Origin of the sequence: Flavonifractor sp. An306, assembly GCF_002159455.1 — a bacterium.
Taxonomy (GTDB): domain Bacteria; phylum Bacillota; class Clostridia; order Oscillospirales; family Oscillospiraceae; genus Flavonifractor.
Genome location: NZ_NFIQ01000059.1, coordinates 1 through 24,369, shown reverse-complemented (window position 1 = coordinate 24,369; position 24,369 = coordinate 1). Strand labels below are relative to the sequence as shown.

The following is a 24,369-nucleotide window of genomic DNA, read 5'->3' as shown; positions in this document are numbered from 1 at the left end:
GTTCGCGCTGGAGGACGCGGAGGCCCGGGCGGATGAGGCCGAGGCGTCTCTGGCCGCTGCGGTGCGGGATATGGAGGCAATGGCCGCCACCATCCGCGCCCGGCCAATCTACGACACTGAGTGCTGCTTCCTCTGCAAATACGACGGACCCGTGGAGGACTATGCCGACCGCGCTTATGAGAGACAGCGTTACATATCGCAATGCTGTGCGGTTTGGGCTGGTAATTCCGCAGCCGCATCAGGTGAGGTTTTATTTTGAGAGCCTGGATGTAGGTAGAATGGACATGGCATAAGAGAATTGTACTCCGGCCTTCTGCTGGGTGGGATCGCTCACCCGCCCGGACCTCTTTTGGCTTGCCGGACGCCCTGTTGATCTGAAGGCCTGCGTACCTACGTGGGGTAATGGTAGGAAATACGGGGCGCCCGGCAGAGGGCCGGAGCACAAAAAGGGCGCTGACCGGTCTGGGCGGGACTGGGCCAAAGGAAAGTGGTGGATAGCATGGGAGACTGCGTCCGTATCGAGGAAATACATGCGTACCTGTGATAACTGCTATTGGCACGATGGCACTATGGGAGTTTGCAGGCATCCGGGAGGCTGGTACTGGGATAAGCGGTATCATCGTTGTGCAACATTTCGTCGGAGGTCTGCCGGTCAGGACAAGGGAGGAGAACAGGGTGAAAAGTAAAAATTTGAGAGGATAGTGTGATGGCAAAACGATTAAAGACTATAACTGCCGGTCGGCTTGTCATTTCCGTGTGTTACACGATCCCAACCCCGCGCAGTACACCGGAGGAACGGGAGGCGCTGCGGGAAATCTCCAGCGCCGCGCAGATGACCTTAAATAACCGGCGGGCCTGGCAGAGGCTGGAGCTGCTGCTGGCAGCCAACTTTAAGCGCAGGGATTTAGTCATAGAGCTTACTTATGATGATGCCCATCTTCCTCCGTCAAGGGAGGAGGCTATCAAGCTGGTCCGTAAGTTTTTGTCCTGGCTGCGGGCCCACCGGAAAGCCAGGGGCCAGGAACTGCGCTATGTGTACGTTACTGAGCAACTTAGCGCTGAGGGCGGCCGATTGCATCATCATCTTGTGATCAACGGAACCGGGGCAGACCTTGAGGTGCTCAAATCGCTTTGGTCATATGGGAATGTCAAAATGGAGCAGCTGGATGACTGGCAGGGGCACGAGGCGTTGGCCAAATATTTAACCAAAGAGGCCAGAGAGCTGGGTCGGCCGGAACCGGGGAAAAAGTGCTGGGTTGCATCTCTTGGCCTGAAGAAGCCGACAGTGGAGAGCGAGATTGTTAAGGACAATCTGACCGTGGTTGCCCCGCCGGGCGCGATCATACTGAGCGCACCGCCGCCCATTCGCAATCAGTTTGGGGAATTTATTACGATTAAATACATAAGACCAGCACCAAGAAAGGAGAAGAGAGGAATCAGGCCACCGCGCAGGCGGAGAAAAGAATAGCCCTCGCGTCTTTATTCGGTCTGGAAACCAGGTGTAACAAGTAAAAAAGTCCATAGAAAGTGAGTGAAAAAGTTGAAAGCAGAGCGCGAGTGTGGTAAACTTGTCGTGAAGGATGGATGGTTGATGTGTCCGTCCTGCCGCAGGCGGAAGGTGCTCCAGGTGAGACCGGAAACCACGGCAAAAAATCTCATTGTCTACTGCCGGGATTGCCGGACGGAGACGATGGTGGATATCGAACAGGGCCAGTGCTTTGAGAGCCGGTGCCGATGACTTCCCGAGAGGGGGAGCGTCGGTGCCGGCTTTTTATTTTGCCCGGAGGCGATAGCCCGGTGCCGGAAAGCCACAGGCCCGACGCAAGGAGGGAAACCGTATGATCTCAGCCACCAGGCTCCGCCAACTGGTGGAGCTCATCCAGGCGGGCCGTGAGGCTCGGTTTTACGACTGGCCGGAGTGGCAGGCCGTCCGGGAGGACGTGCTCAGGCTGGACAAGCGGGAGTGCGTGCTCTGCCGGGAGCAGCGCCGCCGGTTCCGGCCGGCCAGGCTTGTCCACCACGTCAAGCATCTGCGGGACCGGCCCGACCTGGCGCTGAGCATCATGGACCCGGACACCGGGGAGCGGCAGCTGGTCAGTGTCTGCAAGAAATGCCACGAAGCGCTGCACCCGGAGAGCCAGCGGCAATTTGCCCCGCGCCGGCCGCCGTTGACCGTGGAGCGCTGGGACTGATACCCCCCGTCGAAAAAACGGGGTGAAGGCAGTGAGGGCCCAATCGCCTGGGTCCAGGACATCTCCGGGAGGCTCGGGCGCGTACGCGCGCCCGGCCTGCTCCGGGCCGGAAGGAGGGAATCCGTGGGTAAATCAAGCGCCGCCGGTGAAAAGAACTGGCGGCAGACCAAGGCATTTCGGGAGCTGCGCCAGTCCATGCTGGAGGATCTGACCGCCAGGGGACTGGTGGACCGGGCCTACACAGACAAGGTGGAGGAGTACATGGACTTTTGGGTCCAGCGTCAGAAGCTGGAGGCGGACATTGCCGCCCGGGGCGTCACTGTGGTGGACGCCAAGCGGGGAATGCCGGTGGAGAACCGCAGCGTATCCCTGAGCGTGCAGGTGTCCCGGCAGATGCTGGCCATCTTCACCGCCCTGGGCCTGAAGGATGACGCCTGCGCAGCATCCCCCCAGGGAGATGATGACGATGAGCTGTGAGATCCCGCCGGAGGTTTTGGAGTACATCCAGCTGGTGGAATCGGACAAGCCCCGGGCCTGCCCGGAGCAGCACGCCCTGGTGGCCCTGGTGCGCAGGGCCTTTGAGACGGAAGATCTCCGGGTGGAGACCGGCCGGCTGGAAAAGTACCTGGGCCTCCAGAAGTATTTTCCCTTCGCCCTTTTCCCGTGGGAGAAATTCCTCTTTACCCTCTGGAACTGTACCTATACCGCCCAGGGGCGTCCCCGCTGGAAAACCGTGCTGTGTATGTTGGGCCGGGGCGCCGGGAAGGACGGCTATATCGCCTTTGACTCGGCGGCCTCCATCTCGCCCTACAACCCGGTGGGGCATTACAACGTGGATATCTGCGCCATGAACGAGGACCAGGCCACCCAGCCCTCCAGGGATCTGGTGGAGGTCCTGGAGCTGCCCCGGCACCAGGCCAAGCTGAACAAGCACTATTACCACACAAAAGAGATCATCCAGGGCCGGAAGAACCGGGGCGTTATGAAGGGGCGCACCAACAACCCCAAGGGCCGGGACGGGATGCGCTCAGGCAAGGTCATCTTTAATGAGGTCCACGCCTATGAGAACTACGACAACATCAAGGTGTTTATCACCGGCCTGGGCAAGGTGGCCGATGCCCGCATCGGTTATTTCACCTCCAATGGCGAGGTGTCCGACGGCCCCCTGGACGACAAGCTGGCCCAGGGGCGGCGGATCCTCTTTGAGGAGGAGCCGGACGGCGGGATGCTGCCGTTCATCTGCTGTCTCCAGAGCCGGGACCAGGTCCACGATCCGGAGAACTGGTACATGGCAAACCCATCCCTGGCCTACCGCTCGGCGCTCCTCCAGGAGACCGAGGACGAGTATAAGGAATGGCTGGAGCACCCGGAGCAGAATGGCGACTTTTTGACCAAGCGCATGGGGCTCCGGGCAGGGCAGAAGGAGATCTCAGTCACCGACTACGAGAAGGTGAAGGCCACCAACCGGCCCCTGCCTGACCTGCGGGGCTGGTCCTGCACCGTGGGAGTGGACTATGCCGAGCTCTCCGACTGGGCGGCCGTCAACCTCCACTTCCGCCGGGGTGAGGAGCGCTTTGACCTCAATCACGCCTGGATCTGCGCCCAGTCCAAGACCCTGCCCAGGGTAAAGGCTCCCTGGAAGGCCTGGGCGGAGGCGGGACACTGCACGGTGGTGGAGGATGTGTCCATCCACCCGGATCTGCTGGCCGACTACGTCCGGCGGGCCGGGCAGAGCTACAACCTCCGGCTGCTGTGCATGGATCAATACCGCTGGACCCTGGTATCGGAGAGCTTTCGGAAGATCGGTTTTGACGCCAACGACAAGAGCCGGGTCAAGCTGGTGCGGCCCTCCGACATCATGCAGGTGGAGCCGGTGATCCAGGCGTGCTTTGACCGGGGACGCTTCACCTGGGGGGAAGCCCCCCAGCTGCGCTGGGCGGTGAACAACACCAAGCGGGTGCGCAGCTCCAGGAAGCTGGGGGTGGACACCGGCAACTTTATCTACGCCAAGATCGAGGCCAAGAGCCGAAAGACCGACCCGTGGATGGCGCTGGTGGCCTCCATGGTGGGGGAGCCGGCCCTGGGCGCCGGCCAGGCCGTGGGCATCCCGCCCATAGGGGCCATTCAACTGTAAGGAGGTGACCGAGACGGCATTCAGCTTTTTCCGACTGTTCCAGCCCAAGAGCGGGAAGGTGAGCACCCAGGAGGTGTCCTGCCGGGAGCTCTTTGAGGCGGCCCAGGAGTACCAGGTGCGGGAGCTGTGCTTCTGGGTCTGCGTGAACATGGTGGCGGGCGCCATCGGCCGCTGCGAGCTGCGCACCTTCCGGGGCGGCAAGGAGATCCGGGAGCGGGATTACTACCTCTGGAACGTGTCCCCCAATGTGAACCAGAGCTCCACCGCCTTCTGGCACAAGCTGGTGGCCCGGCTCTACCAGGACAATGAGGCCCTGATCGTGCCCACCCTTACCCGGGCCGACGGCATGGACGCCCTGGTGGTGGCCGACGACTGGGCCCAGCCGGAGGACTGGCCCAGCCGCCAGAACGAGTACCGGAGCGTGCGTGTGGGGGAGTACACCTGGCAGTATCCCTTCTATGAGAACAATGTGCTCCACCTGAAGCTCCACCACAAGAATATGGCGCCGGTGATCGCCGGCCTCTATCAGTCCTACTGGCGGCTGGTGTCGGCGGCCATGCGGCACTATGAATGGGACCGGGGGCAGCACTGGAAGGTGCATGTCGGTCAGATTGCCTGCGGGGAGGACGGCTGGGAGACAAAGTTTCAGGCCATGATCGCCGCCCAGATCAAGCCCTTTCTGGAGAGCGGCGGGGCCATCCTGCCCGAGTTTGACGGCTACGCCTACGAGCGGGTAGGGGGGACGGGCTCCGGCGATACCCGGGACATCAAGGCCCTGCTTGAGGACATCTTCGACTTCACCGCCCGGGGCTTTCTCATTCCGGCGGTGCTGGTCAACGGCAAGATCGAGGGCACCCAGGACGCCAATACCCGTTTTTTGACCAACTGCATCGACCCCCTGTGCGACCAGCTCCAGGAGGAGATTACCCGCAAGCTATACGGATACCAGGCCTGGAAGGCGGGGGACTACGTCCGGATGGACAGCTCCAGCATCCTCCACTTCGACATGTTCGCCAACGCCGCCAACGTGGAGAAGCTGGTGGGCTCGGCGGCCTTCTCCGTCAACGACATTCTGAGATCTGCCAACCAGCCCACCATTGATGAGCCATGGGCTGACGCCCATTTCCTGACCAAGAACATCTCCACCATGGACGACGTGGCCCGGCAGCTGGGCATTGAGAAAGGAGCGACACAATGAGAGAACGCATGTGGGAGCTGAAACAGGCCGCCAGCCCTGGCACCCTGGAGCTCTACATCTACGGCGATGTGGAGGGGGACAGCTACGACTGGTGGCGGGATGAGGTCATCCGCAGCGAGACCAGCGCCAACGCCTTCCGGGACGCCCTGGCTGCCCACCCCGACGTGAAGCAGATCGACCTCTACATCAACAGCTACGGCGGGTCCGTCTTTGAGGGAACCGCCATCTACAACCAGCTGCGGCGGCACCCCGCCCATAAGACGGTGTATGTGGACGGCTTTGCCTGCTCCATCGCCTCGGTGATCGCCATGGCGGGGGACGAGGTGGTGATGCCCCGGAACACCCTCATGATGATCCATAACATGTGGATGGGCGCGGTGGGCAATGCCGCGGAGCTGCGGAAGGCCGCCGACGATTTGGACGTGATCAACGCCGCCGGCCGCCAGGCCTATCTGGAGAAGGCGGGGGACAAGCTGGACGAGACCGCCCTCTCCGCCATGATGGACGCCGAGACCTGGCTCACCGCCGAGCAGTGCCTCCAGTACGGCCTGGCCGACCGGTATGCAGACGCCGACGCCGACATGTCCGGGGCGGCTGCGGTCCTCCAGAGAGCCAACCTCACCCTGGAGCAGCGGCTTACTGTTCAGAAAAGCCTAGCCGCTCAGCTGCGGCAGCTGGCCCAGCCTCCCGCGCCTCCGGCACCCACGCCGGAGCCCGAAGCAACAAACAGCGTCATGGCGCTGTTTCGCAATTTTTGAGTTTGAAAGGAGACCCATCCAATGATCGCAATGGACATCCGCAATCGGGAAGAGATCCGCACTCTGATGCAGAAGGCCATCAAGGACGGCGATACCGAGGGCTTTTACCAGGCCCTTGACCAGATGCTTGCCGCCATCCAGGCCGACCTCCAGAAGAGCTATGAGAGCCAGGTAAACGGCCTGCGCCAGGACCTGGACAGCCGGATCCTCAGCGCCCGGGGCGTCCGCCAGCTCACCACCCAGGAGCGGGACTACTACCAGAAGGTCATCGCCGCCATGCAGTCCCAGGACCCCAAGCAGGCCCTGGCCAACGTGGATGTGGTGATGCCCGAGACGGTGATTGAGTCCGTCTTTGAGGACCTGCGGGCCAACCATCCGCTGCTCTCCGCCATCAACTTCATCCCCGCCACCGGCCGGGTGAGGATGCTGGTCAACACCAACGGCCGACAGGAGGCCCAGTGGGGCGACCTGTGCGATGAGATAATCAAGGAGCTGCTGGCCGGCTTCAAGGAAGTAGACTCCGGCCTCATGAAGCTCACCGCTTTCCTGCCCGTGTGCAAGGCCTCTCTTGATCTGGGCCCCGAGTGGCTGGACCGCTTTGTTCGGGAGACCCTGTATGAGGCGCTGGCCGCCGGCCTGGAGGTGGGCATCGTGGTGGGCACCGGCAAGAATATGCCCATCGGCATGAACCGCCAGGTGGGCGACGGCGTCACCGTCAAGGGCGGCGTCTACCCCGAGAAGGCCAAGATCGCTGTTACGGAGCTGTCCATTGACGCGGTGGGCAACCTGCTGAGCCTGCTGGCGGTGGACCCCAACGGCAAGAGCCGGACGGTACGGGACGTGCTCTTTATCGTCAATCCCCAGGACTATTACCAGAAGGTCATGCCTGCCACCACCGTCATGGCGCCCGACGGCACCTACCGCAACGACGTGATGCCCTATCCCATGAGGGTCATCCCCAGCGGCGCCCTGGACCGGGGCTGCGCCATCCTGGGCCTGGGCTATCGGTACTTTGCCGCCGTGGGCACCGACAAGGCCGGCCGCATCGAGTACTCCGACCACTATCAGTTCCTGGAGGACAACCGGGTCTATCTCATCAAGGCGTACGCCAATGGCCAGGCCAAGGACGACAACGCCTTCCTCTACCTGGATATCTCCGGCCTGCGGCCTGCCGTGTGGAAGGTGGAGCAGGTGACCGCTCCCGCCCCCTCCACCAACGCCGAGCTGTCCGGCCTGAAGATGGGCGCTCTCACCCTGTCCCCTGAGTTTGCCGGCGCCACCACCTCCTACACCGCCAGCACCACCAACGCCACCAACGTCATTACCGCCATCCCCGCCGACGCCGGCGCTGAGGTTGAGATTCTGGTGGACCCTCCCGTGGCCGATGCGTATGAGATCGACAACGGTACCGCCGTGACCTGGGAGAGCGGCGAGACCACCGTGACCATCAACGTGACGGCCGCCGACGGCAGCACCACCAAGGCGTACACCGTCACCGTCACCAAGTCCTGATGGCGGCGGACAGAGCCGCCCTGCCCGACGGTCTGCTGTCCGACGTAAAGAACTGGCTGGACATCACCTGGGATGATGACGCCACGGACGCCAAGGTGTCCGGGCTCATCGCCTCGGGGATGGTCTATCTGGACGGCAAGCTGGGGGTTGCGGGGGACTACACCAGAGACGGCCTGCCCCGGACGCTGCTGCTGGAGTATTGCCGGTACGGCCGGGACAGCGCCCTGGACGTCTTTGAGAACAACTACCGAGCCATGATCCTGGACATGCAGAACGGGAGGAAGGTGAGCGCCTTTGAGCTGGAAAGCGCCGTACCGGCCCAGGGGTGAGATCACCCAGGCCTACAACGACGGCGTGGTGGAGCTCTATGCCGTCTCTGACGGGGCCCGGCCTGGCTACCAGCCGGTGGAAAAGCCAACCTTCAAGGCCCGGCTGCGCTATGAGGAGCGGACCCTGGGCATCCAGCGGGCCTATCTGGCCAAGCAGGCCCAGGCGGAGGTGGAGCGGGTACTCCGCACGCCCCGTATCAGGGGGGTGGGGGCGCGGGATATAGCCGTCACTGAGGATGGCCGGACGTACCGCATTGACCTGGTGCAGAGCACGGACGGGGTGTTTCCGCCCTCCATGGACCTGACCCTGATCAGGCTGGAGCAGGACGAGGAGGGCGGCGTATGAGCTGGCAGGAGCGGATCATCGCCGCCCACCTGGCGGTGACCGACCAGGTGAGCCACGGCCAGCGGATGAAGTCCAGCCGCTACTTTGTCTGGCAGGAGGACGGCTCCAACGACCTGGCAGCCGGGAACGGCCACGCCGAGCGGGCGGTCACCGGCACCACGGACCTCTTTACCAAGCGGGAATTTGACCCCTGGGCGGACGCCTTGGGGGAGTCCCTGAGCGGGTACGGGATCGCGTGGTATCTCAGCTCGGTGCAGTTTGAGGAGGACATCGGCTTTTGGCACACCGAATGGGTGTGGGAGGTGACATAGTGGCAACCATCCAATTCAAACGGGGGGATGAGTACCTGGCCAAGATCGCCAGGCTGGAGGCCTCTTTGAAGTCCCAGGTGCTGGGCGAGGCCATATACGGCGCTGCCGGGATTGTGGCTGACGAGATTCGCTCCTCCCTCGAACGGATCCCCACCGATGAGGGCTATGGTACCCGGGAGAGCCCCACCCGGGGCCCTACGGCCTACCAGGTCAGGGGCCTGGCGGACAGCCTGGGCATTGCCTCCATGCAGGATGACGGCACGGGCTATCTCAACGTCAAGATTGGCTTTGACGGGTATAACGGCATCAAAACCCAGCGCTGGCCCAACGGCCAGCCCAACCAGATGGTGGCCCGCTCCGTGGAGAGCGGCACCACCTGGATGAAGAAAAATCCCTTTGTCCGCAAGGCCGTGACCGCCTCCCGAAAGCGGGCGCTGGAATATATGAAGGACTCTGTGGATCGCTCCATAGAGGAGATTATGGAAGGAGACTGAACTATGGCTTACGAACCCAACACCTGGAACAACGGCGATACCATTACCGCAGAGAAGTTGAACCATCTGGAGCAGGGCGTGGCAAGCGCGTCCCAGGCCGTGCCGGCTGCTACCACGCAGGCCGCCGGTGTGGTAAAGCAGGCCGCTGCGGTCAGCGATTTGAGCGGCGAGCCTACCCAGGGCGACTTCAACGGTCTGCTGGCGGCGCTGCGGGCCGCCGGGCTTATGGCGGCGGAGTAAGGAGGAATACCAATGGCCGGAATTGGAATGTATGGCGTATTTTACGCCAAGGCTACGGTGCAGGCCGGGGTGGTAACCGGCTACACCGGCGGCACAAAGCGGATGGGCAAGGCCATCAGCGCGGAGTTTACACCCAACACGCCGGAGGATAATCCCCTTTACGCCAACAACGGGGTGGGGGAAAACGACGCTTCGGGCGCCTCCGGCGGCAACATTACCATGACCCTGGACCGTATGACCATGGACACGGCGGCCGACCTCTACGGCCTGGAGGTGGAGGAGACCACCGTGATGGTGTCCGGCAAGCCGGTCACCGGGCGGGGACTCCGGTACAAGGGCAACGAGCAGTCCGCGCCGGTGGGGGTGGCGTACATCCGGATGAACCAGGAGGACGGGGTGCGCGGCCATGAGGTGGTGCTCTACCGCCGGGGCACCTTTGCCATGCCGTCCCAGAGCGCCAGGACCATGGAAAAGTCCATTGAGTGGCAGACCCCCGAAATTGAGGGGACCATCATGGGAATGGAGGGCGACGGCACCGAGCCCTGGTACCAGACCTTTGTATTTCCCTCCCAGGAGGCCGCCATCGCCTATATTGAGAGCATCTTCGGCCCCCTGGCGGAAAAGACCACCGCTATCGTGGGGCAGGGGGCGGCCGGATACGCCAAGGTGGCAGATGAGGGAGGCGCGCCGTGAGGGTATCCTATGTGGAGTTTTTGGGGCAGAAGCACCCGATCTGCTTTTCTCTGGCCGCTACTGAGCAGCTGGTGGAGGCCTTTGGCAGCCTGGAGCAGTTTGCCGACGCATTGGATAAGAGCGACCTGGCCAGGACCGCCCAGGCAGTGGACACCACGTTCCAGATCCTCCTCAAGGCTGGGCGGATCTACGCCTCCGCCATGGGCGAGGAGCTGCCCCCCGAGCTGCCCTGCCGGCCCGCCGACCTGATCGACGTCCGGGACAGGTCGGCCATTGCCGCTATCTTTGCGGCCATGCGTGCGGACACCAGCCGCACAGTGGAGGTGGAGCCAAAAAACGGGGAGGCCACGCCGGACCCGTAAGGACGGCGTGGCTCTATTACCTGGGAAATCGGGCAGGACTGACCCGCTTTGAGGTACGCCATTTCCCCCTGGGGACGGTGTTCGACCAGATTGCCTGCTGGCAGATCTCGGCCTGTGGGGCCAAGGAAAAGGCCGAGGCGTCCGGCACGCTGATGGAGCAGATGCGCCGGTATTATACGAGGAGGTGAGATGATTGTCCGTTGATATCGGCCCCAGAATCGGAGTGGATGGGGAGGCGGAATTCCGCAAATCCCTGGCTAACATCAACCAGCAGATCAAGACCCTCGGATCGGAGATGAAGGCGGTTACTTCCGCTTTTGAGGGCAACGAACACAGCCAGGAGGCCCTTGCCGCTCAGGCAGATGTGCTCAACCGGCAGATCGATGCCCAGGAACAGAAGCTGTCCGCCCTTCAGAGTATGCTGGAGCAATCGGCCCAGAGATATGGCGAGAACGACACCAGGACCCTGCGGTGGGCCCAGGCCGTGCAGGACGCCACGGCGGATCTTAACCGGATGCGGAATCAGCTCTCCAGAACGGAGCGGGAGATGGACGGGCTGACCGACTCCACCGATGATGCGGAGGACGCCATGGACGACTTGAGCGGGGCGTCAGACGGCCTGATCGGAGGGCTTGCAGATCTGAAAGCGGGTTTTGACCTGGTCTGGGAAGGCCTGGGAGCCATTATGGATATTGGCTCCCAGGCCGTGCAGGCGTTCTTTGACCTGGCAGATGCCACCGAGGAGTACCGTACGGCCCAGGGCAAGCTGAATACGGCGTTTGAAGCTGCAGGTTATGGACCCGAAACCGCGTCGAAAGCGTATACCGAGTTCTATAAGATCCTGGGCGATACTGACACGGCCACCGAAGCGTCCCAGCTTTTGGCCAATCTGGTAGCCAGCGAAAAGGATATAGCAACGTGGACCCAAATTGCCGCCGGTGTGGCCGGGACGTTTGGTGATTCCCTGCCCATTGAGGGCTTAATTGAGGCAGCCAACGAAACGGCCAAGGTCGGACAGGTGACGGGGGCTCTGGCTGACGTTTTAAATTGGGGCTCATTGGCTGGTGAGACGTTTGGCGTTACCCTGCGGGAGAACACAAAAGCCAATGAAGAATGGAATAAGGCTGTAACGGAAGCCTCAAGCGCAGAAGATTATTTTAATTTGGCCTTGCAGGAGTGCTCGACGGAGAGTGAGCGCAATCAGCTGATTATGGATGCCTTGTCCCAAGGTTACGACCAGGCATCGGACGCCTTTTACCGGAACAATGAGGAACTGGTAAAGACCCGGGAAAATCAGGCGTTGGCGCAGGAATCAACGGGGAATCTGGGCGGGGCGGTTCAGGACCTCAAGAACGATATCAACACGGACTTTACCCCGGCAATCTCCGGTGTGGTGGATGCCTTTGCCGACGTGGTGGCGGGCGCTGACGGCGCCAAGAAGAATTTGTCCACCGCGATTTCCGAGCTGATCACCGAGTACAGCGAAAAGCTGCCGGAATATGCGGCCCTGGGCGCCGACATCATTGAGAGTGTGGGTCAGGGAATGATAGAAAATTCCGACCAGCTGGTCAGTGCGGGGGAGGACGCCATGGAAAACTTCCGCAAGGTCATACTGGAGCTGCTCTTATCCATGGGCAAAAGCATGGGTAAAAATTTAATCTCCGGAATGCTTCAGGGGTGGAAGGAAAGTATCGGTTGGGTAATAACTCAATTTGAAGAGAGTTGCGGCGGACTGGTGGCGGCGATAAAGCGCATTTTGGGAATCCATTCTCCCTCCACAGTGTTCCGTGATGAGGTGGGACGGTATATTGCCCTGGGTGTGGCGGAAGGGATTGAGGACAGCACGGATGATGCTGTCAAAGCCGCAAACGATCTCGCGGAGTCCGTGTATAAAAAAAGCGCGGAGTGGATCGATCGCCAAGCAAAGTACCAAGGGTATTCACTGGAAGAGCAGCTGGAAGTTTGGGAGACTATTCAAAACCAATTTATTGTAGAAAGCAAGCAGTATGCGGATGCGGAAGAGAGGATATTTGACCTGAAAGCAGATATTCAGGCCGAATATTTCTCAAAAGCAAAGAAGCGGATAGAGCAGCAGACAAAATACCAAGGGCTCTCTCTCCAAGAGCAGCTGAAGGCTTGGCGGGCAGTTCAGGATAAGTTTGTCGCTGAAAGCCAGCAGTATGCAGAAGCCGAGGAGAAGATCCTTGACTTAAAAAAGCGGCTTCAGGATGAGTACTACAGCAAGGTTGAGGAAGTCCAAGAAAAAATCACAAAGTTGGAGCAGGACTATCAGGACAAACTTGCGCAGAGAACAAAGGCTATTTTTGAGACATATGGATTGTTTGATCAAGTCCCGGAGCGTGAGGAGGTATCTGGAGACGAGCTGATAAGCAATCTAAAAGGGCAGATCGCCACCATTGAGGATTTTTACGATGGATTAAGGGTCCTTGCTGAGCGTGGAGTTGGCGATGCGCTTGTGGATGATATCAGGGAAATGGGGCCAGATGCCATTGATGAGCTAAACGCTTTACTTTCTCTTAGCGATAAAAAGCTGAGTGAATATGCGGCGCTTTATCAGGCAAAACAGTCCATTGCCAATCAGCTGGCGATGGAAGAGTTGGCTGACTTGCGGGATGAAACAAATAAACAGATCTCTCAAAACCTGGATGAGCTGCAGCGGTTATATGTAAACTATGCGCCTACAGTTGGCGCAGCCTTAACTGATGGGTTGGTTGAGGGGATCTATAACGGGATGCCTTCGGTGATTTCCGCTGCTGAAGCTATGGCGCAATCTGTGGTGAGCGTTGTAAAAAACATTTTGGATCCTTATGATTCAAATTCGTTGTTTTTTGGGTTGGGCGAGGATGGCTTTGGAAGTGAACTAGTAAAACAGGTTGGACGTTCCATGGAGCAACTGAGCACGGCCCAGGCAGCGATATCTGTGCCATCGCAGGCCAGCCAGGCGACCGTGGCCATGTCAGATGGGATGGGCGCAGACATCGCCGGACCCATTGCCGCCGCCGTCCGCTCCGCCCTCCAGGGGGCAGGGGTGTACCTGAACGGCCGGCGGGTGGGCGTACTGGTCACCCAGAGCCAGAACAGCGCCGCTGTGGCGCGGGGGCAGTCCCAGGTCTATGTGTAGGAGGGAAGGAAATGCAGGCGAAGCTGACCATTAACGGCGTGGACATGACCCCCTGGCTGGCGCGGGAGGGTCTGGTACATACCCCGTTGGTGCGTCAGTCCAGGAGCGTGGTGACGCTGGACGGCCGGGAATACCGGACGGAAATTGTGGTCCACAGCATTGAGGTCCGGTTTTTGGAGCTGCGGGACAATACCCTGGCTATGATCCGGGCGGCTTTATCCAGCCCTGCCACGGTGGTGTTTACTGATGACTTCGGCAAAGATCTGACCCGGGTTATGTACGTCACCGGCCCCTCTGTGACCGCTAAGACGGTGCAGGGCGGGCACACCTACTACAGCGGGGTATCCATTACCCTGGAGGAGCGGTAATGCAGCAGACAAGCCCTTTGTATCAGGCCCTTTTGCAGGACCCGGCCACCCGGAAGGAAATCCGGGTGACCATAGACGGGCAAAGCTATGGGGAGAGCAGCATCGTCAGCCTGAGCACAAGCGCCAACCTGTTCCCGGAGGACACCATGTCGGTGGGCGGGGCCATCGCAAAGGAGATCGACCTTGTCCTCTACCGGCCTGGAACCATCTCACGGATGGCACGAATAGCCCCCGCTTATCGCCTGGTAAAGGGGACCCAGGCCAGCGAATGGATCCCCAAAGGCGTGTTCTATGTGGATACCAGATCTTACGACACGGTGTCCGGAACATTGGCCATCCACGGATATGACGATATGCTCAAAGCGGAGCAGGAGTGGGTCCCAGACCAGTCTCTGGCCTTCCCCATGCCCATGGAGGCCGCCTTTGCGGAGATCGCCCGGCTGATGGGGCTGACCGTAGACCCCAGGACCCGGTTTAACAACGGGTATCTGGTGGACTATCCGGCCAACGGCTATACCCTGCGGGATGTGCTGCGGTTTATTGCCGCCGCTCATGGGGCCAACTGTATCGTCACGGATGCCGGGCAGCTGCGCATGGTGGGTTTTGCGGAGATCCCCCCGGAGACCAATTATCTGGTTACCCATTATGGCGCGGCCATAACGTTTGGAGGTGTCCGAATCCTTGTCTGATAAGGTGTATCTGGGCCGGGCCGTCGAGCAGCTGAGCGAATCGCCCGCTCTGGCGCCGGTATCCAAAGTGGTGCTTTTGGTGGATGACGATACCGCCTATTTTGCCGGGGATGAGACAGGGCGGACGGTGGAGCTGACCTGTCCCTATGGCACGCAGGCTATGGCCAACAATATTCTGGCCTCACTCCGGGCCTATACCTATCGGCCCATCCAAGCCCAGGACGCACTGCTGGATCCGGCGGCGGAGCTGGGGGACGGCCTGACGGTGGGCGGGGTGTATACCGTCCTGGCCCAGACGGAACTGACCTTCGACGCACTCATGACCTGCGACGGGGGCGCACCGGGCAAGACAGAGCAGGAGAGTGAGTATCGGTATCAGTCTCCTGTTTTGTCCGATATCCAGCACCAGATTGCCCGCACACGATCCGAGATCACCAAAACGGCAGAGGAAATCCGGCTGTATGTCGTGAATGAAGTCGAAGGCGTAGAGTCCGAGCTCCGTCTGACTGCGGACAGTCTCAATGCCCAAATAAGCTCTGTGGACGGGCGGGTGAGCAGCTTGTCTCTCAGTCTGGACAGTATCAACGCCCAGGTAACCGGTCTGGATGGACGGGTGAGCAGCTTGTCTCTCAGTCTGGACGGTATCAACGCCCAGGTAACCGGTCTGGATGGACGGGTAAGCAGCTTATCTCTCAGCATGGACGGCATCGCCGCCCAGGTCAGCGGTCTGGACGGGAACCTCACACGGATTGAGCAGAAGGTGGACGGCATTACCCTTTCCGCATCTACCAATGGTAATACCAGCCGTCTGTCAATCACGTCCCAGGGCGTGGAGATCTCCAGCACGGATATCACATTCTCCGGCATGGTCACGTTTCAACAGCTAAGTGGACCGCCTGGCTCCGGTGTCACCCTAATAAATGGCGGTTGGCTTCAGACGAATACCGTTATTGCCTCATCGCTGACTGGAGAGCAGATCGTTTTACGTCCAAGAGACAGCTGGGCTTCCGGCGTAATAAATATCACGGGTGCATCGACCGCAGATTCTGCTATTGAACTTCGCAGCTATGGTGCGTTGCGCCTGACTGGCATGGATGGCGACGTTTTTATGCAGGCGAAAGGAATGCAGTATTTGCATCTCGTAACTGGTGTGGCAAGCGGGACTATTCCGTCGGTAGTTGTAGGAAACGGCAGTTTATTGACAAATAACCCTTTGGCGTTTTCGCTTGGACTGCCTGGTCAAAAGTGGAAAACCGCCTACCTGGCGGAGCCCGCCAGTATTGGCAGTGATGCTGGTATGAAACACTCTGTCTCGTATGATACCAGCAAATATGATGCGCTTTTCGACCTGCTGAAGCCGGTATTTTACCGATACAACCACGGGGAAAGCGGGCGGTATCACACAGGCTTTATTGCCCAGGACGTAGAAGAAGCGGTAAAAAACGCGGAATTGGAGTCCACGGACTTTGCGGGGTACCTGAAAGATCAAAAGACGGGGGAGTATTCCCTGCGCTATGAGGAGTTTATCTCCCTGTGCGTGGATCAAATCCAGAAGCTGAAGCAGCGGGTGAAAAAACTGGAGGGAATCGAATGAACAAGGCTTTGGAACATATTGACGCCGCTTATGCCTGGCTGTCGAAGGTCCCGGTGTCTGGGGAAGGCGTGGACTTTTTGGCCATGGCCCGGCAGGAGCTGAGGGCGGCCCGCCAGGCGGCTGCGGAGGAGCAGGAGGCAAGCAATGGCTGACCGCACGATTGGCGAACTCCCGGTCGCTGACCACCTGGATGACGAGAGCCTGCTGGTGGTGGAGCAGCAGGGAGAGGCACGGAGTATCCAGGGCCTGCTGGTACGCAGATTTGCCGAGGCAGCTACTGAGGGAGCGGTACAGGCGGCCCAGGCCGCCGCAGAGCAGGCTGAGCAGTCGGCCCAGGATGCGGCAAACAGCGCCGATCAGGCTGCCAAGAGTGCTGATGAAGCGGCTGAGAGCGCACAGAGTGCCCAACAGTACAGTGGTAAGCCGCCCCGGATCCAAAACGGGACGTGGTGGATCTGGAATGCCGGTACACAGCAGTATGAAGATACCGGGGAGGCCGCACGGGGCAATGTGATGTATGCCACGTTTGCGGTGACCCCAGAAACGGGTGAGCTTATCATGACTACCCCGGACGAGTACCGAGGGCCTGTGTTTTACTTGGTAAATGGGATTTTGGAGGTGGCAATCAATCATGCCTAATACGGTTTTGGGCAAGGTCTCTCTCACGCCCCGGGGGGCGTATCGTTCCGGGGCCCGCTACACGGCGCTGGATCTGGTGGGGCATGAGGGAGGCGGGTATATCGCCTTACGGGAGGTACAGGATATCGCGCCCAGCGACGACGGGGTAAATTGGATGCTGCTGGCTGCCAGGGGTGGGGAAGGAATCCAGGGAGAGCAGGGAATTCCGGGATATGTGTTTACTCCCAGTGTCAGCGCGGAGGGAGTAGTTTCCTGGACCAATAACGGGGATTTGCCCAACCCCGATCCCGTAGACATCATGGGACCGGAGGGTCCGAGGGGGCCGCAGGGAGACTCCGTGGTGTCTATCGAGCATACCGGGGGTACCGGAGCACCCGGGACAACTGATACATACACCGTGAAACTCTCAAACGGTTCTATTGCAGGTGCGTTTCAGGTGTATAACGGCGCCGATGGGAATGGGGCGGGGGATTTTAAGGCCGATGGTTCCGTCCCTATGACTGGAAATCTCCAGATGGGTGGCAACCGTGTTGTGGACGTAGGCAGTGCCCAGGAGAGCACCGATGCGGTAAATAAGTCGGATTTGGACAAGGCAATTCAAAGCGTCACTATTACTACCGACGCTGAACCTGTAGAGGGGAGTCATAACCCCGTACAGTCCGGCGGAGTATTTTCGGCTTTGTCGAATAAGGTGAATAAAAACACCCCAATCATTTGGTATGACTTGCAGCTACAAGATGGGTTCAAGCCGTCCGCTTATGCTAAATATGGCAAAGACGATGCAGGATGGGTACAAATAGCCGGAGCAGTAACGTACCCAGGCGGAACATTGAAAGAAAATGAAGTTATTGCAATATTGCCGGAAGGATATCGGCCATCGGCGCTTATACCAATACCACTGATCCAGTCGAGTGGGAATTGGGCTATATTTGGCTGGATTGATACAGCGGGGAACATTAAATTAACTGGTATATCTCCTCCAAATGGATTTAATCAAATGTACGGGATATCACTTGGAGCGACATTTAAGGCTTATTAAACATAAAGGATGTAAAACAAATGGATTATAAACACTCATGTGTCGTTGACATAAATTCCATCTATAAGACCCTTGTTCTGGTTTTATTGGAGGAACATCAAGGGTGGGTAACACAGAACTACACTCTTGCGGAGGGAGAACAGCTTATTGACACTGCCCCGCCTATCATGCGGCCCCATGCGGGGGCGGCAGGCTTTGTATCCCCAAAGTGGGATTCCGATACCTCCGCCTGGATCGAAGCCGCAACGGAGGAGGAGGTCGAAGCCTGGGAGGCCGAGCACCCCGCACCTGATTTACCTGAGAAAGTGCCAACGGCAGAGGAACGTCTTACTGCCCTGGAGGGCGCCATACTTGCCATGATGGGGGTGCGGACAGATGTATGAATTCGTCCTACTTCAGTTCAAAATGCACCGTATCAATGAGGCTCAGGTGCGCGCCCTGGCGCCTCAATACATTACCGAGGCTCAGGCTGAGAAGATTATCAGCTTCATGAGCCAATAAAGAAAGGATGGTACATATGGTACAGAGCAGAGAACACGTCGCGTTTGAGAACAAGTACTACAACCCTGAGTGGAAGGAGTGGGTGCCCGGCTATGAGGGCAAAGTGCGCTACAAAGACGGCACCTTTGCCCTCAATGAGGACGGCAGCCGCACGGTCTATGATGGCTCCACCATGCTGATGGGCTTTGTGCGGCCTGACGGCACACTGGTGAGCGACTATCCGGAGGGGGAGCAGGAGTACAGCCTGACTTTCCTCCGGGCTGCCGCGGAGGTGGAAGTGTGAAAGCGGTAGCATCTATCCCGCTTTCCGAGATCTCCCGCCTGTCCATCGTGGTGACCAACTGCCGCAAGATGCTGGCCCAGGTCAAGGCGGAGACGGGAGCGGACTATATCATCAATGGCGGCATGTGGAATCCGGATGGAACGCCCTGCCGGGGGCTGAAGGTAGACGGCAAGCTGCTGTCCGCCGTCCCCTGGGGAGACATGGCGGGCTATGGGTGGGACATTCCCCGCGATCTGGCCCAGACCACAGACTGGCAGGGCTATGATAACTACATTGCCACATCCCCCCTGATTATGGACGGCAAGCCGCTGGAGCATATCCCCTATGATTCTGCTCAGGGCGGGCGGCGGCCCAGGAGTGCCATGGGCATCGTGGGGGACTCCCTGCTGCTGTACTGCTCCAGTGATTCCCTTACGCCGGAGCAGCTGCGGGACCAGCTGGTGGACCGAGGATGCAGCTCCGCCATGATGCTGGACGGCGGCGGCTCAGTGCAATGTGATTTTGCCGGAGAGACCATCCAGGCCCAGCGGATGGTCCACAACTGGATCTGCGTCTGGGTAAAACGAGAGGCGGCGGAGCCGCCGGAAAGCGAGGAAAGTATGGGCAAGTATAGAGTGACCCCGTCCATCGGTCTGAACATCCGCAGCGGGCCGGGGACCAGCTATGACAAGGTGGGAGGCTATCCCTGCGGCGCTGTGGTGGACGTGCTGAGCGTCTCGGACGGCTGGGGGCAGACCTCCAAAGGGTGGGTGTCCATGGCCTACCTGGAGCCTGTGGAGGCCATCCAGAGGGTAACGGACAACGGCATCCCCATCCAGGTGGACTACATCGCCCCAGGCCGGAAGAATCGCCCCGGCGGAAAGAACCCGGACCGCTATATTACCATCCATGAGACGGGAAACTTTGCCGAGGGTGCGGACGCTGCCGCCCACGCCTCCTGGCTCAAGGGAGACGACGCGGAGAAAAAGCGGACCAGCTACCACTACACGGTGGACGACCGCGCTATCTACCAGCACCTGCCCGACGGCGAGACGGCCTACCACGCCGGAGACGGAGCCGATGGCCCGGGCAACCTCACCAGCATCGGTATCGAGATCTGTGTCAACGCCGACGGGGACTTTGACCGGGCCAAGGTCAATACCGCCGCCTTGGTGCGTCTGCTGATGGCGGAGCACGGTTTCCCGCTGGATAAGGTGGTGCAGCACAATCATTGGTCTGGAAAGGACTGCCCCCAGACCATCCGGGCCATCCCCGGCGGTTGGGAGGCGTTCCTGGACATGTGTGACGGCTGTGATCCGGAGCAGACCGAGCTGGAGGCCGCCGTGGATACCCTGGCCGCCGCCGGAGTGCTGACGGCCGTGGACTACTGGAAGGGTAACGCCTACTCCGCCAGTAACGTCCACGCCCTGATCAAGAGCATGGCCGCCTACGTGCGGAACCAGTGAGGAGGGATGGATATGGAGCATATCAATACCTTCAAGGCGGCCATCGCCGCCATCTGCGCCGCTCTTACCGCCCTGTGGGGCTGGTTTGGCTGGGTGGTGGTGGCCTGGGTTGTGTGCATGGTTATCGACTACGCCACCGGCTCCTGCGCTGCCCTGCGGGCGGGGGAGTGGTCCAGCAAGAGTGCCCGGGACGGGATCTGGCACAAGCTGGGCAGTGTGGTAGCGGTCATCGTGGCTGCCATCCTGGACGTGGTGATCGGCCACCTGCTGGCCAATGTGCCCGGCGTGGAGCTGCCCTTTACTTATACAGTGCTGTTGTGTCCCCTGGTGGTGATCTGGTATATCCTCACCGAGGCGGGCAGCATCATTGAAAATGCTGGCGCCCTGGGGGCCCCCATTCCGGCCTGGCTGACCAAGATGGTCGCAGCCCTGGCGTCCAAGGTGGATGAAGCGGGAGAGCAGGTGTCAGCAACAAGCGACAGGATAAAGTAAGTGCGGCCCCGCCATATTTATGGCGGGGCCGCACTTACTTTAATCAATCATCGCACGTAAAATATTTAAAACTTCCTGGAGAACCTTCTCAGAAACACGGTCCCGAAATTTAACATGCCTGGCATTTAAATCGAGAACCTTATTCTGTTCGCACAAGACAAAACCAGTAGTACAAGTACTGTCAGCATCCAGAGGAACGTGAAGAGGAAAGCCATTATCAGTATTTGAGATAGCACATACCTGCGCTAAACCGGGAATTCGCTCCAAAGTATCATTGCCCCACACAACAAGTGCAGGACGATATCCGGCTTGTTCGTGACCTGCTGTCGGGTCAAAATAGAGCATAACAATGTCGCCTTGTTTAGGTTGGTACATTGTTAAAAGGTTTCCTTTCCAAACGATTTGCCAGTGTCCCACTCAGTTGGAATATATCCATCTGACTCATATCCGGCAAAAAGTTCTTTAATAGACTTATATGTGCAGGGAACTGCCTTTTCGATAAGAATAATTTTCCTTTCACTGTCAGCGGAAATAACAACCTCCTCTCCAGCCTTGTATTCTAAAAAGTCTAAGAGCTTTTTAGGTAGTCGTACGGCTTGACTGTTACCGACAGAGAAAATATGCGTCTTATAATTCATGAATAAACCTCATCAATTGATATCTCGATATACTTTAACAACAAAATGTATATTGAGATATTTCATTATGAATACAATAAAATTACATCGATATTAGTTTACAGCAATCGATAAAACAATATTATCGAAAGATTAAATATTCATTCGAGTTAAATGAGATTGATATTAGCCAAATTCCCTTGGGACATACTTAGTATATACAAAGTATATCCGTTTGTCAAGAGAAAAGTATAGATACAAACTATTTTGTTATATCTATAGAACACCATATCTTTCTCCTTGCAGGAATCGTAAATCTTTTTCGTGTGTATGCAGACGGCCTCACGGATACAGGCGGAATCCTGCACGGGACCGGGCATAACCTTCTCAGGCATTGCAATACCTCCTAGCAGATATTGAAAGGGAATCGCCCTTTCGCTCCATTCTATGTGAAGGCTGGCGGTTGGTGCCTGAAGCGGGGTAAAAAAGGGGGCGGCCTTAGCCGCCCCTGACCTGTCTATATGCCCCAGTGTGTATGCCGCTGTGTACGGTCCGCCCAGCCGGTCCGGGTCTGACAGACCAGCCGGAAAGCCCCTTTCAGAGGAATCATCATACTGTGACAGGAAAAATATTACTTGTTCAGATTTTCGTGGTTTTCGTAGGCGATCTCCTGAAGCCGCTTGTACAGAGGCTGGATGTTGTATTTCTTGGGGAATTCAAATGTTTTCTCAGATACCGTCACGCCGCCGCTGGCCCGGTAGTACGGGGAGGAGATATAGGTGAGGTTGATTTCGCTGTCATCCATTCCAAAGCCGGAGGTCTCGGCTGAGATGTGGATGATGCTGGAGAGGTTGATGGAGTCCACCCGCATTTTCTGACCGGTGGCGCCCTGCTTGTCAAAGTCGATGATCCGCTTGTCGGTAAAGAGAACCACGTCCCGGATCAGCCGGAAGCCGAGCTGGATGGTCTCCCCGTCCATAAGATAGGAGCCGTAATCCTTGGTCAGCTCATCCACGGATACCTCGTTCATGTTGCCCATTACGCCCTGGGCCAGAGAACTGCCAAGTTTGTCAAAAAATCCCATGTTAAATTACCTCGTTTCTTATAAGTGATATCAGGCAGCCCGTTGGCTGTCTCCAGTGAGATAGTCAATCTCTATGCCCGGCTGGATGTTGTAGGCATAGATGTGAAAGCAGATCCCAGCTCCGTCGTCTTCGATGGAGTAGGCCTCCATCCGCACTCCACGGGCCACCAGCTCGTCGCCCTGGAAATCCGGGGTGACACGGTACAGCACGTGATTGCCGGTCTCCTCCACATAGTCCGCCACCATGTTTTCAAAGGGCAGCATTCCCTCTACGTTGAGGAATCGGGTGCCGGTGATCAGGTTGCGCTCGTTGGCGTTCTCGCCGGCCAGCTGGTAGCCGATCAGGTGACAGCGGTTATACAGATACATGCCGTCGATCAGATCGTCGTAGCGCACGGTATGCCAGCCGGTGGGCTGGACGGAGCCGATCTCGCCACGGGGCTCTGTGGGCATCAGCTCGGGGCAGATGTTAGCAAAGGCCACCCCGCAGCGGCCCAGGTCATCCAGGGAGCTGTATGTCTCAAAGACACCCCCATTCAGTTGGTCTGCTGAAAAAAAGGCACGTTGTCGTTGACTACGGCGTAAGCCTGAGTCTCCGTATCGGTATCCACAGAGGCGGAGGGGCTGCCCACGCACTTGCTGCAGGGCTCCAGGCCCATGCCGGTGGCAGTCTCATAGGGCACTTCCCAGTAGGTACCGCCGTTGCAGTTGCTGTCATAATGATATTTTGATCCGGTCCGGGTGATGTATACCGCCCGCTCCGCCGCAGGCGTGCTCAGAACAGCCGTGTTGGTGGTGCTGTCCCAGCTCACGTCCAGGCCCAGGGCGGTGGCCACCGCCCGAATGGGGAGGTAGGTAGTGCCGTTGATGGCGAAGGGCTCCACAGGACTGCCGCCTGCATTGACCAGCGCCACCTGCTCGCCGTTCAGCGTCACCTTGATGTCATTGTAGTCTACCGTGACAGTCTGCTTTCCCACAGTAGCGGCAGCGGTCCCCACCAAGCCCACGACGGTGATGGTGGCCAGACAGCCGGAGATAAAGCTCTTCCAGTTCCTCTTCATTTCAATCTCTCTCCCTTTGTGTGTCCAAGTTGGACACTTTTTGACTGCGCTGCAATACAGGTGAAATTTGCCTTTTATGTATCATACCATACAGCTGGAAAAAGGACAACCGGAAAAAGACGCCGCGTTTCATGGGATAGCCTTGGCGGAGTGTTCCGGGAGGTCTAAACAGTTCAGGCGCCGCCCGTATGGGCGGCGCCTGTCTGTGTCAGTCCTTGGTATCCGGGTGGTAAACCTTCATGTGGGGGCCGGAAGTACCGGCGATGATGGGATTCGCCGGTTCCTTTCCACGTTTGGCTTTACCCTGGAGCTCCGGGACGGGGGGCTGGTTGTTGCGGGGCTGGGTGTGGGTCCGCTGGGGACGGGCCATGCCTTGCTTGGCCATCCGATCACCTCCATGTTGGGGTTAAAACAGCTGCTTGACCTCATTGGCCATGCGTTTGAGGTCTTCCAGAGTGGCGGGCTGCCGCTTGCGGGCGCGAATCTGGTCCTGGATATAGCCGGGCAGCTGAGAGAAATAGGCCTCCATGGCCGGATCTTCCATCAGGTTGGCATATCTGTCGCTATATGTGGATTCCATACAAAGCACCTCCGACGATAGCTTGCCCACAGACAGCATCCTTCATGAGATGCGGAGGGATTGGATAAAAAGCAAAAATCTGTACTGGGGATGTATCAGTACATACAACTTCGGCGGCAGTTCCGCCGGGTCAGTGAGGAGCGGATGAAACCATCCGCAACGGACCCAACGCCTGACGGTGTGGGAATATATTTGCAAAGGAGAAAAGACTATGAACAAGAAGCTGCACAAGTACGTCAACGAGATCATCGACCTGGGGACTGCCG

General features: G+C 58.7%; 36 protein-coding genes. 29 read left to right on the top strand and 7 right to left on the bottom strand.

What is annotated here, in order from left to right; all coding sequences use genetic code 11:
• The 28 genes from B5F88_RS20760 to B5F88_RS13885 all read left to right on the top strand — a co-directional run.
• A partial coding sequence (locus B5F88_RS20760; protein ID WP_162612196.1) for a hypothetical protein occupies window positions 1-259 on the top strand: 259 nt, incomplete at its 5' end.
• A 447-nt stretch (window positions 260-706) separates the two neighbouring features.
• Entirely contained in the window at window positions 707-1,468 is a 762-nt protein-coding gene (locus tag B5F88_RS14005) for a hypothetical protein (RefSeq protein WP_087347396.1), read from the top strand.
• A 123-nt stretch (window positions 1,469-1,591) separates the two neighbouring features.
• Window positions 1,592-1,738 (top strand): cysteine-rich KTR domain-containing protein, encoded by a 147-nt coding sequence (locus B5F88_RS14000; RefSeq protein ID WP_207757993.1) that lies wholly within the window; start codon window positions 1,592-1,594, stop codon window positions 1,736-1,738.
• 100 nt (window positions 1,739-1,838) lie between these two features.
• Window positions 1,839-2,192 (top strand): HNH endonuclease, encoded by a 354-nt coding sequence (locus B5F88_RS13995; protein WP_242959803.1) that lies wholly within the window; start codon window positions 1,839-1,841, stop codon window positions 2,190-2,192.
• Between the two features lie 123 nt (window positions 2,193-2,315).
• On the top strand, window positions 2,316-2,669 hold the full coding sequence (locus B5F88_RS13990) for a P27 family phage terminase small subunit (protein ID WP_087347385.1): 354 nt from the start codon (window positions 2,316-2,318) through the stop codon (window positions 2,667-2,669).
• Window positions 2,659-4,326 (top strand): terminase TerL endonuclease subunit, encoded by a 1,668-nt coding sequence (locus B5F88_RS13985; protein WP_087347383.1) that lies wholly within the window; start codon window positions 2,659-2,661, stop codon window positions 4,324-4,326. Before B5F88_RS13990 ends, B5F88_RS13985 begins: the two co-directional genes overlap by 11 nt.
• Before the next feature lie 58 nt (window positions 4,327-4,384).
• Window positions 4,385-5,524: a phage portal protein gene (locus B5F88_RS13980; protein ID WP_140402130.1), complete on the top strand. Its 1,140-nt coding sequence runs from the start codon at window positions 4,385-4,387 to the stop codon at window positions 5,522-5,524.
• A complete protein-coding gene (locus tag B5F88_RS13975; RefSeq protein WP_087347378.1) occupies window positions 5,521-6,282 on the top strand; it encodes a head maturation protease, ClpP-related in 762 nt (253 codons plus the stop codon). The genes B5F88_RS13980 and B5F88_RS13975 overlap by 4 nt, the downstream gene beginning before the upstream one ends.
• Window positions 6,283-6,303: 21 nt before the next feature.
• A complete protein-coding gene (locus B5F88_RS13970; protein WP_087347376.1) occupies window positions 6,304-7,794 on the top strand; it encodes a phage major capsid protein in 1,491 nt (496 codons plus the stop codon).
• Complete coding sequence (locus B5F88_RS13965) at window positions 7,794-8,123, top strand: hypothetical protein (protein ID WP_087347374.1); 330 nt, start codon at window positions 7,794-7,796, stop codon at window positions 8,121-8,123. The genes B5F88_RS13970 and B5F88_RS13965 overlap by 1 nt, the downstream gene beginning before the upstream one ends.
• On the top strand, window positions 8,089-8,469 hold the full coding sequence (locus tag B5F88_RS13960; RefSeq protein WP_087347372.1) for a hypothetical protein: 381 nt from the start codon (window positions 8,089-8,091) through the stop codon (window positions 8,467-8,469). The genes B5F88_RS13965 and B5F88_RS13960 overlap by 35 nt, the downstream gene beginning before the upstream one ends.
• On the top strand, window positions 8,466-8,780 hold the full coding sequence (locus tag B5F88_RS13955; protein ID WP_087347370.1) for a hypothetical protein: 315 nt from the start codon (window positions 8,466-8,468) through the stop codon (window positions 8,778-8,780). Before B5F88_RS13960 ends, B5F88_RS13955 begins: the two co-directional genes overlap by 4 nt.
• Window positions 8,780-9,274: a hypothetical protein gene (locus tag B5F88_RS13950; protein WP_087347368.1), complete on the top strand. Its 495-nt coding sequence runs from the start codon at window positions 8,780-8,782 to the stop codon at window positions 9,272-9,274. Before B5F88_RS13955 ends, B5F88_RS13950 begins: the two co-directional genes overlap by 1 nt.
• 3 nt (window positions 9,275-9,277) lie before the next feature.
• Window positions 9,278-9,514, top strand: coding sequence for a head fiber protein (locus B5F88_RS13945; protein WP_087347366.1), 237 nt, complete (start codon window positions 9,278-9,280; stop codon window positions 9,512-9,514).
• 12 nt (window positions 9,515-9,526) lie between these two features.
• Entirely contained in the window at window positions 9,527-10,207 is a 681-nt protein-coding gene (locus B5F88_RS13940) for a major tail protein (RefSeq protein WP_087347363.1), read from the top strand.
• Window positions 10,204-10,569: a hypothetical protein gene (locus B5F88_RS13935; protein ID WP_087347361.1), complete on the top strand. Its 366-nt coding sequence runs from the start codon at window positions 10,204-10,206 to the stop codon at window positions 10,567-10,569. Before B5F88_RS13940 ends, B5F88_RS13935 begins: the two co-directional genes overlap by 4 nt.
• Window positions 10,570-10,762: 193 nt before the next feature.
• Complete coding sequence (locus B5F88_RS13930) at window positions 10,763-13,711, top strand: hypothetical protein (protein WP_087347359.1); 2,949 nt, start codon at window positions 10,763-10,765, stop codon at window positions 13,709-13,711.
• An 11-nt stretch (window positions 13,712-13,722) separates the two neighbouring features.
• Window positions 13,723-14,079, top strand: coding sequence for a hypothetical protein (locus B5F88_RS13925; RefSeq protein ID WP_087347357.1), 357 nt, complete (start codon window positions 13,723-13,725; stop codon window positions 14,077-14,079).
• Window positions 14,079-14,768 carry a hypothetical protein gene (locus B5F88_RS13920; RefSeq protein WP_087347354.1) on the top strand — a complete coding sequence of 230 codons (690 nt, stop codon included), beginning with the start codon at window positions 14,079-14,081 and terminating at the stop codon, window positions 14,766-14,768. Before B5F88_RS13925 ends, B5F88_RS13920 begins: the two co-directional genes overlap by 1 nt.
• Entirely contained in the window at window positions 14,761-16,362 is a 1,602-nt protein-coding gene (locus B5F88_RS13915; RefSeq protein WP_087347352.1) for a tail fiber domain-containing protein, read from the top strand. The genes B5F88_RS13920 and B5F88_RS13915 overlap by 8 nt, the downstream gene beginning before the upstream one ends.
• On the top strand, window positions 16,359-16,514 hold the full coding sequence (locus B5F88_RS20755; protein ID WP_162612195.1) for a hypothetical protein: 156 nt from the start codon (window positions 16,359-16,361) through the stop codon (window positions 16,512-16,514). The genes B5F88_RS13915 and B5F88_RS20755 overlap by 4 nt, the downstream gene beginning before the upstream one ends.
• The gene (locus B5F88_RS13910) at window positions 16,507-17,001 is read left to right on the top strand and encodes a hypothetical protein (RefSeq protein WP_087347350.1); all 495 of its coding nucleotides are present in this window, start codon (window positions 16,507-16,509) and stop codon (window positions 16,999-17,001) included. Before B5F88_RS20755 ends, B5F88_RS13910 begins: the two co-directional genes overlap by 8 nt.
• 340 nt (window positions 17,002-17,341) lie before the next feature.
• On the top strand, window positions 17,342-18,040 hold the full coding sequence (locus B5F88_RS13905) for a hypothetical protein (RefSeq protein WP_140402129.1): 699 nt from the start codon (window positions 17,342-17,344) through the stop codon (window positions 18,038-18,040).
• 20 nt (window positions 18,041-18,060) lie between these two features.
• Window positions 18,061-18,423: a hypothetical protein gene (locus B5F88_RS13900; RefSeq protein WP_087347347.1), complete on the top strand. Its 363-nt coding sequence runs from the start codon at window positions 18,061-18,063 to the stop codon at window positions 18,421-18,423.
• Entirely contained in the window at window positions 18,416-18,541 is a 126-nt protein-coding gene (locus tag B5F88_RS21820; protein ID WP_275532940.1) for a hypothetical protein, read from the top strand. The genes B5F88_RS13900 and B5F88_RS21820 overlap by 8 nt, the downstream gene beginning before the upstream one ends.
• A 16-nt stretch (window positions 18,542-18,557) precedes the next feature.
• Complete coding sequence (locus B5F88_RS13895) at window positions 18,558-18,824, top strand: hypothetical protein (RefSeq protein ID WP_087347345.1); 267 nt, start codon at window positions 18,558-18,560, stop codon at window positions 18,822-18,824.
• Window positions 18,821-20,269 (top strand): N-acetylmuramoyl-L-alanine amidase, encoded by a 1,449-nt coding sequence (locus B5F88_RS13890; protein ID WP_242959802.1) that lies wholly within the window; start codon window positions 18,821-18,823, stop codon window positions 20,267-20,269. Before B5F88_RS13895 ends, B5F88_RS13890 begins: the two co-directional genes overlap by 4 nt.
• Window positions 20,270-20,281: 12 nt before the next feature.
• Complete coding sequence (locus tag B5F88_RS13885) at window positions 20,282-20,761, top strand: phage holin family protein (protein WP_087347343.1); 480 nt, start codon at window positions 20,282-20,284, stop codon at window positions 20,759-20,761.
• A 39-nt stretch (window positions 20,762-20,800) separates the two neighbouring features.
• Here B5F88_RS13885 and B5F88_RS13880 read toward each other — a convergent pair whose 3' ends face one another.
• The 7 genes from B5F88_RS13880 to B5F88_RS20750 form a co-directional block, all read right to left on the bottom strand.
• Window positions 20,801-21,136 carry a type II toxin-antitoxin system PemK/MazF family toxin gene (locus tag B5F88_RS13880; RefSeq protein WP_087347341.1) on the bottom strand — a complete coding sequence of 112 codons (336 nt, stop codon included), beginning with the start codon at window positions 21,134-21,136 and terminating at the stop codon, window positions 20,801-20,803.
• Between the two features lie 2 nt (window positions 21,137-21,138).
• The gene (locus B5F88_RS13875) at window positions 21,139-21,399 is read right to left on the bottom strand and encodes an AbrB/MazE/SpoVT family DNA-binding domain-containing protein (protein WP_087347339.1); all 261 of its coding nucleotides are present in this window, start codon (window positions 21,397-21,399) and stop codon (window positions 21,139-21,141) included.
• A gap of 610 nt (window positions 21,400-22,009) precedes the next feature.
• A complete protein-coding gene (locus tag B5F88_RS13865; RefSeq protein WP_087347334.1) occupies window positions 22,010-22,462 on the bottom strand; it encodes a PH domain-containing protein in 453 nt (150 codons plus the stop codon).
• Window positions 22,463-22,492: 30 nt separating this feature from the next.
• Window positions 22,493-22,945 (bottom strand): DNA/RNA non-specific endonuclease, encoded by a 453-nt coding sequence (locus B5F88_RS13860; RefSeq protein WP_343286472.1) that lies wholly within the window; start codon window positions 22,943-22,945, stop codon window positions 22,493-22,495.
• A gap of 53 nt (window positions 22,946-22,998) precedes the next feature.
• The gene (locus B5F88_RS21960; RefSeq protein ID WP_204246248.1) at window positions 22,999-23,523 is read right to left on the bottom strand and encodes a copper amine oxidase N-terminal domain-containing protein; all 525 of its coding nucleotides are present in this window, start codon (window positions 23,521-23,523) and stop codon (window positions 22,999-23,001) included.
• 208 nt (window positions 23,524-23,731) lie between these two features.
• A complete protein-coding gene (locus tag B5F88_RS21100) occupies window positions 23,732-23,908 on the bottom strand; it encodes a hypothetical protein (RefSeq protein ID WP_191400257.1) in 177 nt (58 codons plus the stop codon).
• 21 nt (window positions 23,909-23,929) lie between these two features.
• Window positions 23,930-24,103, bottom strand: a complete 174-nt coding sequence (locus B5F88_RS20750; protein ID WP_162612194.1) for a hypothetical protein — start codon at window positions 24,101-24,103, stop codon at window positions 23,930-23,932.
• A 60-nt stretch (window positions 24,104-24,163) separates the two neighbouring features.
• On the opposite strand from B5F88_RS20750, the gene B5F88_RS21095 reads away from it, so the two are divergent.
• The coding region (locus B5F88_RS21095; RefSeq protein ID WP_204246247.1) for a hypothetical protein at window positions 24,164-24,369 on the top strand (206 nt) is incomplete at its 3' end.

Bases quoted from the DNA above. Each gene is read 5' to 3' on its own strand.
- B5F88_RS14005 (WP_087347396.1), top strand. From the start codon at position 707: ATGGCAAAACGATTAAAGACTATAACTGCCGGTCGGCTTGTCATTTCC.
- B5F88_RS14000 (WP_207757993.1), top strand. From the start codon at position 1,592: ATGTGTCCGTCCTGCCGCAGGCGGAAGGTGCTCCAGGTGAGACCGGAA.
- B5F88_RS13995 (WP_242959803.1), top strand. From the start codon at position 1,839: ATGATCTCAGCCACCAGGCTCCGCCAACTGGTGGAGCTCATCCAGGCG.
- B5F88_RS13985 (WP_087347383.1), top strand. From the start codon at position 2,659: ATGAGCTGTGAGATCCCGCCGGAGGTTTTGGAGTACATCCAGCTGGTG.
- B5F88_RS13975 (WP_087347378.1), top strand. From the start codon at position 5,521: ATGAGAGAACGCATGTGGGAGCTGAAACAGGCCGCCAGCCCTGGCACC.
- B5F88_RS13970 (WP_087347376.1), top strand. From the start codon at position 6,304: ATGATCGCAATGGACATCCGCAATCGGGAAGAGATCCGCACTCTGATG.
- B5F88_RS13965 (WP_087347374.1), top strand. From the start codon at position 7,794: ATGGCGGCGGACAGAGCCGCCCTGCCCGACGGTCTGCTGTCCGACGTA.
- B5F88_RS13955 (WP_087347370.1), top strand. From the start codon at position 8,466: ATGAGCTGGCAGGAGCGGATCATCGCCGCCCACCTGGCGGTGACCGAC.
- B5F88_RS13945 (WP_087347366.1), top strand. From the start codon at position 9,278: ATGGCTTACGAACCCAACACCTGGAACAACGGCGATACCATTACCGCA.
- B5F88_RS13940 (WP_087347363.1), top strand. From the start codon at position 9,527: ATGGCCGGAATTGGAATGTATGGCGTATTTTACGCCAAGGCTACGGTG.
- B5F88_RS13925 (WP_087347357.1), top strand. From the start codon at position 13,723: ATGCAGGCGAAGCTGACCATTAACGGCGTGGACATGACCCCCTGGCTG.
- B5F88_RS13920 (WP_087347354.1), top strand. From the start codon at position 14,079: ATGCAGCAGACAAGCCCTTTGTATCAGGCCCTTTTGCAGGACCCGGCC.
- B5F88_RS20755 (WP_162612195.1), top strand. From the start codon at position 16,359: ATGAACAAGGCTTTGGAACATATTGACGCCGCTTATGCCTGGCTGTCG.
- B5F88_RS13910 (WP_087347350.1), top strand. From the start codon at position 16,507: ATGGCTGACCGCACGATTGGCGAACTCCCGGTCGCTGACCACCTGGAT.
- B5F88_RS13900 (WP_087347347.1), top strand. From the start codon at position 18,061: ATGGATTATAAACACTCATGTGTCGTTGACATAAATTCCATCTATAAG.
- B5F88_RS21820 (WP_275532940.1), top strand. From the start codon at position 18,416: ATGTATGAATTCGTCCTACTTCAGTTCAAAATGCACCGTATCAATGAG.
- B5F88_RS13895 (WP_087347345.1), top strand. From the start codon at position 18,558: ATGGTACAGAGCAGAGAACACGTCGCGTTTGAGAACAAGTACTACAAC.
- B5F88_RS13885 (WP_087347343.1), top strand. From the start codon at position 20,282: ATGGAGCATATCAATACCTTCAAGGCGGCCATCGCCGCCATCTGCGCC.
- B5F88_RS13880 (WP_087347341.1), bottom strand. From the start codon at position 21,136: ATGTACCAACCTAAACAAGGCGACATTGTTATGCTCTATTTTGACCCG.
- B5F88_RS13875 (WP_087347339.1), bottom strand. From the start codon at position 21,399: ATGAATTATAAGACGCATATTTTCTCTGTCGGTAACAGTCAAGCCGTA.
- B5F88_RS13865 (WP_087347334.1), bottom strand. From the start codon at position 22,462: ATGGGATTTTTTGACAAACTTGGCAGTTCTCTGGCCCAGGGCGTAATG.
- B5F88_RS21960 (WP_204246248.1), bottom strand. From the start codon at position 23,523: ATGAAGAGGAACTGGAAGAGCTTTATCTCCGGCTGTCTGGCCACCATC.
- B5F88_RS21100 (WP_191400257.1), bottom strand. From the start codon at position 23,908: ATGGCCAAGCAAGGCATGGCCCGTCCCCAGCGGACCCACACCCAGCCC.
- B5F88_RS20750 (WP_162612194.1), bottom strand. From the start codon at position 24,103: ATGGAATCCACATATAGCGACAGATATGCCAACCTGATGGAAGATCCG.